This window comes from Flavobacteriales bacterium (assembly GCA_016124845.1).
Lineage (GTDB): Bacteria > Bacteroidota > Bacteroidia > UBA10329 > UBA10329 > UBA10329.
In genome coordinates this window covers 1-14,124 of sequence record WGMW01000050.1, presented here as the reverse complement: position 1 = coordinate 14,124, position 14,124 = coordinate 1, and the positions used below count along the sequence as shown (strand labels likewise).

At 47.9% G+C, this 14,124-nt stretch carries 16 protein-coding genes; 12 read left to right on the top strand and 4 right to left on the bottom strand.

What is annotated here, in order from left to right; all coding sequences use genetic code 11:
* The first annotated feature begins 9 nt into the window (after positions 1-9).
* Entirely contained in the window at positions 10-1,668 is a 1,659-nt protein-coding gene (locus GC178_16455; GenBank protein ID MBI1289159.1) for a PDZ domain-containing protein, read from the top strand.
* 23 nt (positions 1,669-1,691) lie between these two features.
* Positions 1,692-3,260 (top strand): hypothetical protein, encoded by a 1,569-nt coding sequence (locus GC178_16450; protein ID MBI1289158.1) that lies wholly within the window; start codon positions 1,692-1,694, stop codon positions 3,258-3,260.
* On the opposite strand, the gene GC178_16445 is transcribed toward GC178_16450, so the two are convergent.
* The 4 genes from GC178_16445 to GC178_16430 are packed head-to-tail and all read right to left on the bottom strand — an operon-like array spanning position 3,257 to position 7,094.
* Positions 3,257-4,081 (bottom strand): glycosyltransferase, encoded by an 825-nt coding sequence (locus GC178_16445; protein ID MBI1289157.1) that lies wholly within the window; start codon positions 4,079-4,081, stop codon positions 3,257-3,259. The two genes, GC178_16450 and GC178_16445, sit on opposite strands and share 4 nt — an antisense overlap.
* Entirely contained in the window at positions 4,081-4,833 is a 753-nt protein-coding gene (locus GC178_16440; protein MBI1289156.1) for a glycosyltransferase, read from the bottom strand. The genes GC178_16445 and GC178_16440 overlap by 1 nt, the downstream gene beginning before the upstream one ends.
* Positions 4,834-4,844: 11 nt before the next feature.
* Positions 4,845-6,602 (bottom strand): hypothetical protein, encoded by a 1,758-nt coding sequence (locus tag GC178_16435; protein MBI1289155.1) that lies wholly within the window; start codon positions 6,600-6,602, stop codon positions 4,845-4,847.
* Positions 6,603-6,650: 48 nt separating this feature from the next.
* Positions 6,651-7,094 carry a hotdog fold thioesterase gene (locus GC178_16430; protein ID MBI1289154.1) on the bottom strand — a complete coding sequence of 148 codons (444 nt, stop codon included), beginning with the start codon at positions 7,092-7,094 and terminating at the stop codon, positions 6,651-6,653.
* Between the two features lie 189 nt (positions 7,095-7,283).
* On the opposite strand from GC178_16430, the gene GC178_16425 reads away from it, so the two are divergent.
* From GC178_16425 to atpG, 10 genes are all read left to right on the top strand, one after another.
* Complete coding sequence (locus GC178_16425; GenBank protein MBI1289153.1) at positions 7,284-7,667, top strand: polymer-forming cytoskeletal protein; 384 nt, start codon at positions 7,284-7,286, stop codon at positions 7,665-7,667.
* Positions 7,615-7,851 carry a hypothetical protein gene (locus GC178_16420; GenBank protein ID MBI1289152.1) on the top strand — a complete coding sequence of 79 codons (237 nt, stop codon included), beginning with the start codon at positions 7,615-7,617 and terminating at the stop codon, positions 7,849-7,851. Before GC178_16425 ends, GC178_16420 begins: the two co-directional genes overlap by 53 nt.
* Complete coding sequence (locus tag GC178_16415; protein MBI1289151.1) at positions 7,848-8,297, top strand: hypothetical protein; 450 nt, start codon at positions 7,848-7,850, stop codon at positions 8,295-8,297. The genes GC178_16420 and GC178_16415 overlap by 4 nt, the downstream gene beginning before the upstream one ends.
* Positions 8,294-8,665, top strand: a complete 372-nt coding sequence (locus GC178_16410; protein MBI1289150.1) for a hypothetical protein — start codon at positions 8,294-8,296, stop codon at positions 8,663-8,665. The genes GC178_16415 and GC178_16410 overlap by 4 nt, the downstream gene beginning before the upstream one ends.
* Before the next feature lie 126 nt (positions 8,666-8,791).
* Positions 8,792-9,979 (top strand): F0F1 ATP synthase subunit A, encoded by a 1,188-nt coding sequence (gene atpB / locus GC178_16405; protein ID MBI1289149.1) that lies wholly within the window; start codon positions 8,792-8,794, stop codon positions 9,977-9,979.
* Between the two features lie 39 nt (positions 9,980-10,018).
* Positions 10,019-10,261: an ATP synthase F0 subunit C gene (atpE, locus tag GC178_16400; protein MBI1289148.1), complete on the top strand. Its 243-nt coding sequence runs from the start codon at positions 10,019-10,021 to the stop codon at positions 10,259-10,261.
* Positions 10,262-10,353: 92 nt separating this feature from the next.
* Positions 10,354-10,848 (top strand): F0F1 ATP synthase subunit B, encoded by a 495-nt coding sequence (locus GC178_16395; protein ID MBI1289147.1) that lies wholly within the window; start codon positions 10,354-10,356, stop codon positions 10,846-10,848.
* 1 nt (position 10,849) lies between these two features.
* The gene (atpH, locus tag GC178_16390) at positions 10,850-11,407 is read left to right on the top strand and encodes an ATP synthase F1 subunit delta (GenBank protein MBI1289146.1); all 558 of its coding nucleotides are present in this window, start codon (positions 10,850-10,852) and stop codon (positions 11,405-11,407) included.
* Positions 11,408-11,444: 37 nt separating this feature from the next.
* Positions 11,445-13,019, top strand: coding sequence for a F0F1 ATP synthase subunit alpha (locus GC178_16385; GenBank protein MBI1289145.1), 1,575 nt, complete (start codon positions 11,445-11,447; stop codon positions 13,017-13,019).
* Positions 13,020-13,097: 78 nt separating this feature from the next.
* On the top strand, positions 13,098-13,967 hold the full coding sequence (gene atpG, locus GC178_16380) for an ATP synthase F1 subunit gamma (protein MBI1289144.1): 870 nt from the start codon (positions 13,098-13,100) through the stop codon (positions 13,965-13,967).
* Positions 13,968-14,124 lie beyond the last annotated feature (157 nt).

Genomic DNA, 14,124 nt, shown 5'->3' with positions numbered 1-14,124 from the left:
ATTCCAAACGTGTTCAAGAAACTGAGAGCGGTCCTCGTCATCATTCCCGTGGTGCTACTTTCGCTGCTCACCAGCAGTTACGTTGATTCTTACTTCGAGATCAGCAAGAACCTCGACATCTTCATCACACTTTTCAAAGAGTTGAACCTCTACTACGTGGATGAAACGCAGCCTGGAAACCTGATGGAAAAAGGCATTGACGGGATGCTCGAATCGCTCGATCCATATACCACGTTCATCCCCGAATCGGACATTGAAGACTACCGTTTCATGACCACGGGTCAGTATGGCGGAATCGGTGCACTGATCCGTAAAAAAGACAGTTTGGTAGTGGTGGCCGAACCTTACGAGGATTTCCCTGCTATGAAAGCAGGGCTCCTCGCGGGAGACATCATTTTGGAGGTGAACGGAAAATCGACCGATGGAAAATCGACCAGCGATGTGAGCGCGATCCTGAAAGGCCAGCCACAGACCGAAGTGAAGGTGAAGGTAAAACGATATGGACAGGAAAAACCGTTCGATGTCACCATTATGCGCGAAGAGATCCAGATCAAGAGCGTTCCGTATTCGGGAATGTTGAACGATGAGGTCGGTTACCTGAACCTTTCCAGTTTTACGGACAACTGTTCGAAAGAGGTGAAAGATGCCATCGTGGAGCTGAAGGAAAAGGGCATGAAAAAATTGGTGATCGACCTGCGTGGAAATCCTGGTGGACTGTTGAACGAAGCGGTTGCGCTGAGCAATCTTTTTGTGCCGAAGGGCGAACTGATCGTAAGCACAAAAGGCAAAGTGAAAGAATGGAACAAGGACTACAAGGCCATGCAGGCTCCGCTCGATAAGGACATGCCGCTTGCCGTGCTTGTGAACAGCGGTTCAGCATCTGCATCCGAGATCGTTTCGGGTGTGATGCAAGACCTCGACCGTGCAGTCATCATCGGGCAACGCAGTTACGGCAAAGGATTGGTGCAGACCACGCGACCCTTGAGCTATAACTCGCAGCTGAAAGTTACCACCGCCAAGTATTACATCCCAAGCGGACGCTGTATTCAAGCATTGGATTATTCGCACCGAAATGAGGATGGCAGTGTTGGAAAAGTTCCTGATTCGCTCATTTCTGTTTTCCAAACGAAGGCTGGGCGTTTGGTTTACGATGGCGGAGGCATTGAACCCGATGTGAAAGTGGAACCCATCAAACTCTCTGATGTGGCTTTCAACCTCGGCATCAAAATGCTCTATTTCGATTTCGCCACAGAGTATTACTTCAACCATCCTGAAATTGGGCCGATCAAGGATTTCAAAGTTGATGATGCACTCTATGCCGAATTTGAAAAGTGGTTGGAAACCAAGGATTTCGACTACACCACGGATAGCGAAAGGGTGCTTGAAAAGTTGAAGGAAGTGGCCGAAGAGGAGAAATACTTCAAGCGGATAAGTACGGAATATGATGCGCTGGAGGCGCGTGTGAAACACGACAAGTCGAAAGACCTTGAGGATTTTCAGGAAGAGGTGAAAGACCTGTTGCGCGGAGAGATCATCTCAAGATATTATCACCAGCGAGGCCGTATTCAGGCCATGCTGGAAGAAGACCGTGACGTGAAAAAAGCGCTGGAGGTATTTGCCAATATGGACGAATACAACCGCATTCTGACCGACACCAGCACCAACTGATCGGTGCCAGCGGGTAACGCAGCATGCCCAAACTGACGGATAACCAACATCGGGAAATTGCCTTCTGGGGCATGGCCATGATCGTTATGGGACTGCCGCTTTCCGTATTTCTGGTAAGCGTTGGCACATTCGTACTTGCAGGAAATTGGCTGCTTGAAGGCAACTTCAAAAAGCGGCTGAAACAATTCTTCACAAGCCCACTTTCGCTGGTTCTGATTTCGTTTTACCTCATGCTCTGCATCGGAATGCTATGGACCGATGACCTTGCTTTGGGAGTGAAGGATCTGCGGGTAAAACTGCCCCTGCTGCTGATGCCACTTTTCCTGTTCACCAGCAAACTCCCGAACAGAAAACGCATCCAAGAACTGCTTTTGCTTTTCGTGGTGGCCTGTTTGGTCGGAGTTCTATTCGGTATGGCCCGCTATTTCGGCCTCGCAGGCGAAGAACTTCTCAACAAACGGCATCTCTCGGTTTTCATTTCGCACATCCGCTTTGGGCTGATGCTGGTTTTCGCCTTCTTCATCTGCGCCTATTTTCTCTACGCCAAATGGCGCGAATGGTCGATAGCGTCCAAGGTCATCACAACTGGAGTAATGCTCTGGATCCTGTGGTTTCTCATCATTCTGGAGGCTTTCACGGCTTATGCCGCATTTGCAGCGGTTCTCGTAATGACCGCGCTTTGGCTGCTCCTGAAAAGCAACAATCGTCTGTTGAAGACCTCCGTTTTTGTAACTACGGTTTCGGTATCTGTTTTCGGCTTTCTCTATGTAAAATCCATCGCTGAATACCGATTCCTGAAAATTCCAAGAGAGCATGCCGACCTACCTTGGAAAACACCGAATGGGATCGGATACATCCACGCAGATCACATTCCGTATACGGAAAATGGTCATCGCGTGTGGGATTTCGTTTGTTGGCTGGAACTGGAAAAGGAATGGCCGAACAGAAGCAGCATCAACTTCGACTCTACCGATGCCAACGGGCAGGAGATCAGATACACTGCCATTCGGTACATCACGTCAAAAGGGCTTCCGAAGGATTCACTCGGATTGAGTCTACTCTCAGATCAGGATATTCGCCATATCGAACACGGCTTCACGAACTTCCGCCACACGAGCAAACTGGGCATTGACAGACGCATCGATCAATTGCTTTGGGCGTATCAGGAATATACCTATCAGCAGAACGCGAACAACTCTTCAACCATGCAACGTTGGGTTTACACGCAGGTGGGTTGGGAGATCTTTAAGGAGCATCCCATTTTTGGAGTTGGCACGGGAGACATTTCGCTGGCTTACCGATCGAAATACGCTGAAAACAGCCATAATTTAGAACCGCGTTTTCAGGGAATTGCGCACAATGAATTCCTTGCAGTGGCCATCGTACTGGGAGTTTTGGGTCTCATTGTGTTCCTCCTGATGCTCGGCTACCCGACCTGGCTCTATCGAAGAGATTTCCTGTATCTCACTTTTATGGTGATCATGGTTGTCTCGTTCCTCACCGACAACACGTTCGATCGGCAATCTGGGGTCACCTTCTTTGCATTTTTCAATGCGCTGTTAATCGTGAGAAGGGAGTTTGCCGAAACTTAGAGAAGCCGCTTCAGGCGGTCTTTCAAATTCGGGCTGATGGCCTTTTCAGGAAGCGGTCCTTGGTATGGTTGTCCCTGTTTCAGAACCTCTTTCACAAACCATGATGAACTGACGCCCCATTTTTTGAGGAACGTCCTTTTGCCATCGTTCATCTTCACGCGGCCAGTGGATTTTGACATGAAGTGATACGCACGGCTTTCACCCAATCCTCTGAAGATCCGAACTCCCTGCTGCCAAAGTTTCATGCTTACGTCAGGGTCGGAGTACAATCCTGGACTGAATTCTTCGCCATAACCGCCAATGGCCTTCCACAGATTTCTGTGCATGACGTTGGGCGGCCATGTGCTTCCACTCCAATCCTGTTTGGTCATATTTGGCAATTCGGCAAGAAGGTCTTTTTCTCGGAATTCAGATGGGTTTCTGCCAAAATCATAAGGCGAAAGCACGCATTTGTTGCCCGTTTCCTCTGGTTCGATCATGGTTGAACTCAAGTAGAATTTCTCGTGGCCGATAGTTGAAATCTCCTCAATAACCACCTTGTCCCAATTCGGGCAGAGGTACATGTCATCATTCACGTAGCAGATGATGTCTTTCGTTGCAATTTCGAACAGTGCATTCAGAGCGGTGCAAACTCCAACATTCGTTGAAGAATGGATGAATTTGATGTTCTGCTCCCCACACCATTCGGCCGAGCCATCTTTTCCCTCATTCACATAAACCAGTATTTCATGCTCCTCCGCAGAATTCTTCCGAATGCTATCCACGCAGCACTTCAGAAATTCCAAATTGTTCCAAGTTGGGATGAGAATGGAGAACTGCATCAACCGTTGTTCTTGTGTAGAAAATGCAGTTTGATGTACTTCAGAAACGTTCCGTAAGCGGTTATGAGCGCGATGGTGAAGCCTTCCATTCCATCCAAAAATCCCAAACGCAGAAAGTACATTCGATTGAATTTGAGCCAAGGGTTGAACAGCATCTTGAAAACACTTGACCGCTTTCCTTTCTCGAAAAGTTCTTTGGCCCCAAGCGTAGAATACACATCTGTCCGTTTTACGTGATCGCTCACCGAATGGTAGCTGTAATGCAGCAGGTCGCCCTTCAGCTTTTTGGCCTTCGCTGGATCTACGGTCGGTTTTTCGTGCACTTCGCCCTGCCAGTCATTTTCTGCACGATTGAACATCCGAAGTTTGGTATCTGGGTACCAACCTGAATGCTTGATCCACTTTCCGCAGTAATTGGTGAGTCGATTGAACGAATAGTTGTACCCTTTCCCGTTCTCTTTCTCGGCAACGATGGAAGCCTTCAACGCTTCCGAAAGTGCCTCGTCCGCATCGATGGAAAGGATCCAATCGTTTGAAGCCAACCCGTTGCCGTAGTTCTTCTGCTTGCTATAGCCTTTCCATTCGCGCTGGTGGAACTGAACGCCCAAACCTTTGCAGATGCTTGGTGTGGCATCGGTGGAGAAACTATCAACCACCACAATTTCATCGGCCACGCCATCCAACGAGGTAATGCAGCGCTTTATGTTGCGCGCTTCATTATACGTGATGATGACAGCTGAGAGTTTGCGCATCTTACCGTAAGCTACTTCTGTTGATTTTCGAGCCAAACCATGTACTCCGCATTCTCATGTACAGCGTTTTCGAGACTTTCCCCTTTCCAATAAGAAGCCCGTCTCAACTTGTTGTACCATGCGTTATCAGACCGAATGACAACTTCGAAATACTCTTCATCCAGCTCCTGCGGAAACACGCCCGATACCGCTTGCCCTAATGAATCGGGTTCATCAATTGCTTGATCGACCATTTCATAATCGAACAGTCTTACACCGGCAACCTTCGCTACCGGTTGAACACGAAGCCACAGGTTTATCTCTTTCCAACCAATGATGGTGTCATACGACAATGTTGATTCGTTCAGCCTGCCAACCCTGCTCAATGCAATCAACCCTGAAGGATGCGACCTGATATAGCCATCCAAGAGGCCGAATTCAACCTGTGCGTGCTTTGAGCCCTCAATGACGCAACTGCGTACGTGGGCATGGAGTGCCGTGTAATAAGTTCTGTCCCAACCAAAAAAATCGAGCACCAGACCTTGACCGGGTTTCAAAGTCGAATCTATCGTTGAGGTCAAATACTCCGTATCCGAACTCCTCAACAGGGGGACCGCCTCCATTTCCTGTGAGGTTGTCAGTGCAAGATGATCGAGTGCTTTTGGCAAATTCCCATCACCAAACAACTTCTCGTATGGAATATACATCCAGCAAAATGACAATGGAATAAGTGTAAGTACCGATATTGACATGAGCGTTGCCTTCAGCCTCATTTGCTTTTCATGGACAAAGGCCAATGCCAGAAATGGTAGCAAGAGAATGATCCAAGTAATGATAAACCGTTGCTGCTGCATAAGTGTGCCCGCAAAAGCCTTTTGCATGTAGATGGCGGCCATGATGATAAACGGTAACAGCCATACAAGCTGCATTCTTGTGATCTTTCGCTTAAGAACCGCCCATGCAAGGCCGAACAAAAGAAGGAAGAAGGTAAGTGGAGATACATTCTGAATGAATGATATCGGAAAGAAAAGTACACGCTGAATGCGCTCAACGGAACTCACGCTATCGTTTATGCCTTCCATTTTGATGTTCCAGACATCATTCTGATTGACGCTGTAGAGGAAGTCTCCGAACTGAATCTGATTCCCTACCATCCAACTTCCCGGAAAGATCATGGCAAACAACCAGAAGACAAAGGTGAATTTCCATTTTCCCGATAGCACTCCCACCAACGTAAATGCCGCAATTACAACCCATGCTTCATAGCGCGTTGCAGCAGCAAAGGTCATACAGAGCCCTGCAAATGCAGCATACCGGTAATTTCCTTCCCGCCTGAAACCTTCGGACAGGAAATACATGGAACTTACCGTGAAAAAAGCATAAGAAACACCGGCCAGTGCCTGAAAACTGTTCCTCAGAACAATGGGGCTGAACACATACACAAGTGATACGAAAACGGCTCCCATTGAAGTCCTGAAAACATTTTTTGTAAATCCATACAGCGGAAAAACTGTCAAGGAAGCAAGAAGAATGTTCAACATCTTAGGTCCTACAATCCAACTTCGGAAAAGCCAGATAAATAAAGCATTAAGGTAGTGATGAAGCGGCCCCCAATACCCATCCGAAATGTAATGAGGGTTGTCCAACCAGTTTACTGCAATAAAGACCCGACTCACCGCATCGGCATGCACCGTCTGCGACCATGGCAACAAAATGAGGCGTACTGAAAATGCCAGCATAAATATGAGCAACGTCTTGCTTCGATCAGAAACGCTTTGAAACCAGTTCAATTTTCTCGTTTAGTAAAAACAATTGGGCTACGCAAAGATGCACTTAACTCAGATTCTCATTGGCGCACCTGTGGTAACCATATTCTGGGTTGCCCGAGATAGTTCTTTCCCTTCAGCATTGGTGATCTGTCCGATCAGATGAATGGCGGTTCTCCCTTTTTTGACGATCTGGCTGGTGGCTCTGATCAGTTCTCCTGCTCGTGCGGCACGCAGATAATCGGTCGTCATGTTTAGCGAAACGAAATGCGTTTCATTGCCCATGGCGGCCACCGTCATTCCGATCACCTCATCCAAAATGGCCGAATGAATGCCACCATGCAGCGTCCCGACAGGATTGCACATCTCTGGCCGCACTTTCACCTCAATGGTGATGGAGTCTTCCAACACCTCAATCATCTTCGGCTGTAGCCATTCACTGAATCCTTGAGGTGTATTGGCCACGTCTTTTCCTATCTGTGCTCTGAAGTGTTCCCTTATTGGATTATCTGCCATGGTTGGTCTGCTAACGATGGTTTATGCAACATGCGTAAAAACAGCTACTTATGAAGGATTACTATCTTTGGCCTCCTTCGTCAGAAAAAGCAACGGCTTTTTGGTGCGGTGGAAAGTTACAAAGGGAAAGAAAAAATGTTCAATAGCAAATCAGGAAACGACAGTTCAAAAGGTACTTCAGGGTCTGGAATGCCGAACCATATAAATAGCGATACGGTCATTGAAGGAAGCATCAAGGCCAAGGGAAATCTGCGTATCGATGGCACGCTGAAAGGCGACCTCGAATGCCAAGGCCGCGTGGTGATCGGGGCCAGCGGCTCGGTGCATGGCGAGATCCGCTGCGAGAATGCGGAAATTGAAGGAAGCATCAAGGCCAACGTAGTGGTTTCTGAACTTCTATCGCTGAAAGCCACCGCCAAAGTGCATGGCGACATTGTAACGAAGAAGTTGGCCATTGAGCCGGGAGCTTCGTTCACCGGTTCGTGCAGCATGGGCGGTGTGGTCAAAGACATTTCTTCCAATGCAGGAACGCAACGAGAAGAGCAGCGACAGGAAAAAACAGCCTCAGCGTAACGCGTTCATCCGTTATTCGAGCATGGCCACGCAGATGGCCGTCATCATTGTGGCCGGAGCTTTGGGCGGAATCCAACTCGACAAATATTTGCAGACCGAAACACCTTGGTTCACAGGCGGACTGACCATTTTAAGCGTTATCTTGGCCATGTATTTTGCCATTAAAGACCTTATGAAACCATGAGAAAGTTGCTACTCATTCTATTCGCGCTGTCATGCGGATCGTTTAACACGATTCATGCGCAAGAGTCCTCAGACCTCCTGGTAAGAGGTCAAGTTATCAACGGTACAAAAAACGTGGGCGAAGCAGAAATTACCGTGTGCCAGACGAATGCCGCAAGCCCTGACTGCAAAGAAGTGGCCCGTCAGACCACGAAAACGAATGGGAAGTTCGAGTTCCGTTTAAAACGGGATGAATCCTACAAGATCTATGTGAAGAAAGACGGGTTTAAAGACCGATACGTTGAGATGAACACAAGCATGGGAGATGCCGAGACATCCAACAACCCTGCGTGGGAGTTTGCCGTTGACATCAGTGCATATTCAAATATGGAAGCACCTATTAAAGTTGCCACGGTCTATTTTGACGCAAAGAATAATCGCTTCGACTATCGGTTAGATTCTAAATGAAGTACTCGGCAAAAGCACTTCTCGTTTATCTGTTGGCAATGGCGATCACCTTCCTGCTCAACGAGTTTTCTTCCGTTGAGTTCAATGCCGTTCATATTTCCTTTTGGGGTCTGTTCATGTATGGCTCCACTTTGATGGTGCATCACTTCACCATCAAAGCGGCTGCAGAAAACCCGAAACGCTTCCCAGCTTCCTTTATGGGAATTACGGGTTTGAAGATGCTTGCCTATCTGATCGCGCTGGGCATTTATGTGTACATTTTTCAAGATGCCGCGACACCTGTTGTCATCGCTTTCCTCGGTTTCTATGTGGTTTACACGGTTCTTGAGGTAATTTCGGCCACGGCTTATCTGAAGTCAAAAGACTGAAAAACAGCCATTTACACAGGTCATTTTCAACCTCGGAAATTCACTGAATTTTCATTGGTTTTTACAACAAGTATCGTCTATATTTGCGGCCGAAAAATCAAGCGGTACTTAATTCCCGTTTCGGTAATGCTGAAATACAGTTTTGACAAGGCTTTTAAGCCGATCTTCGTTCTCCTTTCAATTGCTTTCTTAACGTCTGGAACCTCGTGGGCTTCGGAAGAATCTGATGCGGAAGCTTCGGATGCTGAAGAAGCGCACGGACACGAAAAATCAGAAGAGGCAGAAGCGTTCAACGCAGGTGATATGATCATGCATCACGTAACTGATGCGCATGACATTCACTTGATGGACATTGGCAACCATGCCGTAAGCATCCCTCTTCCGATGATCCTGCTGAGTACAGATGATGGCCTGAGTGTATTCCTATCATCAGCTTTTCATCACGGTCATGCTGCCAAAAACCGTTACATCCTCGAACACAATCACGTGTATCGCTTAGGCGAAACGAATCCGTTTGCAGAAAGTGAAGAATTGCATGCCGAGGAAGCGCTAAGCATGGGATATACCGAGGAAAGTTGGGGCGGTTATTTCGCTGGTGAACCAGGGGCTTTCATTGACCTTTCTTTGACCAAGACCGCTACAGGAATCCTGATCACGGTTCTGATCATGTTCTTGGTGTTCATGAGCATTGCGAAATCATACGCTCGTAATCCGAACGAAGCTCCCACAGGACTTCAATCCCTCATGGAACCGATGATCCTGTTCATTCGAGACGAGGTTGCCAAGCCTTCAATCGGCCCTAAGTATGAGCGCTTCATGCCCTACTTGCTTACGGTTTTCTTCTTTATATGGACAGCCAACATGCTTGGCCTGATTCCATTTATCGGAGGGTTCAACATCACAGGCAACTTAGCCGCGACTGGAATTCTTGCGTTAATCACATTCATCATTACGAATGTGAGTGGCAACAAATATTACTGGAAGCACATTTTTGCACCAGGTGTTCCTGTGGCGCTTTATCCGTTGATGATTCCGATTGAAGTGATGGGACTTTTCATCAAACCGATTGTCCTTTGCGCACGACTTTTCGCCAACATGACAGCTGGACACATCATCATCTTGTCGTTCATGAGTCTCATCTTCATCTTCGCCAACCTTTACGGTTCGGGTGCTGGATTTGGAGTCTCGGTCGTGTCTTTGGCATTTGCCATTTTCATGAACATCTTGGAAATCCTTGTAGCGTTCCTACAAGCTTATGTATTCACGCTACTGTCTGCGCTGTACTTCGGTGCCGCAGTTGAGGAGCATCATTAATCTGTAATCAATTAACCCTAAATAATCCAAACAATGGAAATCATTTCAATTCTTTTGGACGCGGCCTATGCATACATGGGAGCAGGTATCGGAGCTGGCGTAGCTGCTATCGGTGCTGGTATCGGAATCGGTAAGATCGGTGGTTCTGCCCTTGAGTCTATGGCTCGTCAGCCAGAGGCCATCGGTGACATCCGTGCTAACATGATCGTTGCCGCTGCCCTTGTGGAAGGTGCTGCGTTCTTCGGAATCATTGTTTGTCTTCTCGTTGTATTGATGCGATAAGACGAACCAAGGGTTCAGGAACCCCGATGCTGACGGTTGGTCAGCATCGGTGGGGTTCCTTTCAATTGATCACGATTTAAAAGGAAAACAACATGGCATTAGTAACACCTGGATTAGGCCTGATCGTTTGGATGACTGTCGCCTTTTTGGTGGTTTGGATCGGTCTTGGAAAATTCGCTTGGCCTTCCATCCTCAACACGATCAAAGAGCGTGAAGAGAACATCGCCAACGCATTGAAATCTGCGGAGAACGCAAAGATGGAAATGGCCAAGCTTCAATCAGATAACGAGCGCATTCTGAAGGAAGCACGCGAAGAGCGCGACACGATTCTGAAAGAAGCAAGAGAGCTGAAGGACAAGATGATCGCTGAAGCAAAAACTGGTGCGCAGGCTGAGGCCGATAAGATCGTTGCCGCTGCCCGCGAGAACATCGAAACGGAGAAAGCTTCTGCCATGGCAGAGATCAAAACGCACGTTGCATCACTTTCTGTAGAAATTGCCGAGAAGATCCTGAAGGCTGAACTTGCTGATGCCAGCAAGCAGAAGCAATTGGTTGACAACCTTCTTGACGACATCAAGCTGAACTGATATGGCGGAGAGTAAGGTTGCATCACGATACGCCAAGGCTTTCTTAGACCTGGTTTCTGAGAAGGGAAAATTGGATGAGGCACTCAAAGACATGGAGTTGTTGATCGGAACCGTTTCTGAGAACCGTGACCTCCTTCTGTTGCTGAAAAGCCCTGTAGTGCATACCGAAAAGAAGGTGAGCATTCTGAAGAGCATCTTTGAGAAGAATTTGAGTGAGGCCTCCATGCTTTTCGTCACTCTTGTTACTAAGAAGAGAAGAGAAGGAACGCTACTGGAAATTGCCAAGGAATTCATTGCTCAGTACAAGCAGATGAAGAACATCACCACCGCAAACGTGAGTTCCGCTGCGGTACTATCGGCCGATGCCAAGAAGCGCATCCTCGATATCGTTCAGAAGCAAGTGGGCGGAACGGTGGAGCTTCAGGAGGAAGTGAATCCTGACCTGATCGGTGGGTTCGTGCTTCGAATCGGAGACCAACAGTTGGACACATCCATCCTTGCCAAGGTGAACAGCCTGCGTCAGGAATTCGGAAAGAACTTTTACGTAAAAGAATTATAACAATCGCATTCGCGAAGCGGATACAAACACAATAAAAATGGCAGACATCAAACCAGCAGAGATCTCAGGTATCTTAAGAGAGCAACTCTCAGGCTACAAAACCGAAGCCGAACTGCAGGAAGTAGGAACCGTGCTTCAGGTAGGTGACGGTATTGCACGTCTTTACGGTCTTTCTAACGTACAGGCAGGTGAGCTTATCGATTTCGAAAGCGGAACGCGTGGTATCATCCTGAACTTGGAAGAAGACAACGTTGGTGCGGTACTTCTTGGTGAGTCAACTGGTATTAAGGAAGGTTCTACTGCAAAGCGTACCGGACAGATCGCCTCTATCAATGTGGGCGAAGGCATGTTGGGACGTGTAGTGAACACACTTGGTGAGCCAATTGATGGTAAAGGAGCCATTCAGGGCGAGACATTTGAAATGCCATTGGAGCGTAAGGCACCAGGGGTTGTTTTCCGTCAGCCAGTAAACGAGCCGCTTCAAACTGGTATCAAAGCGATTGATGCGATGATTCCAATCGGTCGTGGTCAGCGTGAGCTTGTTATCGGTGACCGTCAGACCGGTAAGACTGCGGTTTGTATCGATACCATCATCAACCAGAAAGAATTCTACGATGCAGGCCAGCCTGTATTCTGTATCTATGTGGCCGTAGGTCAGAAAGGTTCTACTGTTGCAGGAATCGTGAAGACATTGGAAGATGCAGGTGCCATGGCTTACACTGTGGTTGTTTCTGCAACTGCTTCCGATCCAGCTCCACTTCAGTTCTACGCTCCTTTCGCTGGTGCTGCCATCGGTGAGTACTTCCGTGATACGGGACGTCCAGCATTGATCATCTATGATGACCTTTCTAAGCAGGCCGTTGCTTACCGTGAGGTATCGCTTCTTTTGAGAAGACCTCCAGGTCGTGAGGCGTATCCTGGTGACGTATTCTACCTGCACAGCCGTCTTCTTGAGCGTGCTGCAAAGGTGATCGCGGATGATAACGTAGCGAAGGACATGAACGACCTTCCTCCATCATTGAAAGACAAGGTGAAAGGTGGTGGTTCGTTGACCGCTCTTCCGATCATCGAAACACAGGCGGGTGACGTATCTGCATACATCCCGACCAACGTAATTTCTATTACTGACGGACAGATCTTCTTGGAGTCTAACCTGTTCAACTCAGGGGTTCGTCCAGCGATCAACGTGGGTATCTCGGTATCTCGTGTGGGTGGTTCGGCTCAGATCAAGTCGATGAAGAAAGTTGCCGGTACCTTGAAGCTTGACCAAGCACAGTACCGTGAGCTGGAGGCATTCGCCAAGTTCGGTTCTGACCTTGATGCTGCTACCATGAACGTTCTTGAAAAAGGTAAGCGTAACGTGGAGATCCTGAAGCAAGGACAGTACGCTCCGGTTTCTGTAGAGAAGCAAGTTGCCATCATCTACCTTGGAACAAAAGGTCTTTTGAGAAAAGTTCCTGTGAACAAGGTTCGTGAGTTCGAAACCGAGTACTTGGAGTACTTGGATGCCAAGCACAGAGATGTTCTTGATGATCTGAAGGCAGGTAAACTGACCGATGAGATCACAGGTACATTGGAGAAAGTTGCAGCCGACCTCGCAGCCAAATACTGATCGAGTTATTAAAATGATCGTTAATGGTTACTAAGGCTAAACCCGAATAACCAATAACCCAATAACCAATAACCACAAATGGCAGGATTAAAGGAAGTACGCGAAAGGATCACATCCATTGGATCTACCATGCAGATCACATCTGCCATGAAGATGGTGTCTGCTGCCAAGTTGCGCAGAGCACAGGATGCCATCACGCGTATGCGACCGTATGCCGAAAAGCTGAAGGAGATCCTCGAGAACCTGAGCGCCAACCTCGATGCATCTGAGGGCGGAGCATACAGCACCGAGCGCCCAATTGAAAAGGTGTTGATCGTGGCTGTTTCTTCCAACCGTGGTCTTTGCGGTGGTTTCAACTCCAACGTCAACAAAACGATCAATGCGTTGGTCACAGGACCATACGCTGGTAAAAGCGTGAAGGTGATCACCATCGGTAAGAAGTCTGGAGATTACATGAAACGTAGAGGGTTGGAGATCGTAGGCCGATTTGATTCGGTGTATGATGACCTGAACTTCGAAGCCGTTTCCCCAATTGCTGAAAGCATTATGGAAGCATTTGTTGCTGGAGAGTACGACCGCGTGGATGTGGTTTACAACCAGTTCAAGAATGCAGCCACGCAAGTATGCGTTTCCGAGCAGTTCCTTCCCGTTGCTCCGCCAGCGAAAAGCGAGAAGACATCTTCCACCGATTACATCTTCGAACCAGCCAAGGAAGAGATTGTACTGGATCTTATCCCACGCTCATTGAAGACACAGCTTTACAAGGCAACGTTGGACAGCCACGCTGCTGAGCACGGTGCGCGTATGACCGCCATGCATAAAGCAACGGACAACGCTTCTGAGCTATTGAAAGAACTGAAACTATCGTACAACAAGGCCCGTCAAGCTGCCATTACCAACGAAATTCTCGAGATCGTGGGTGGAGCTGCTGCCTTGGAGGAAGGGTAGAGGAAATCCAATTAAGTGAGTCGTCCTAAAATAAGTTGACAGGTTTTTACTGTTGATTTTTGGAAGAACCTGCCCGATATCGGGCAGGGTTCTTTGGTGTATGAAGTTAGGTGTTTTCATATTCAGGCTCAGGTGTGGTCTCTTCCTGTTATACGTT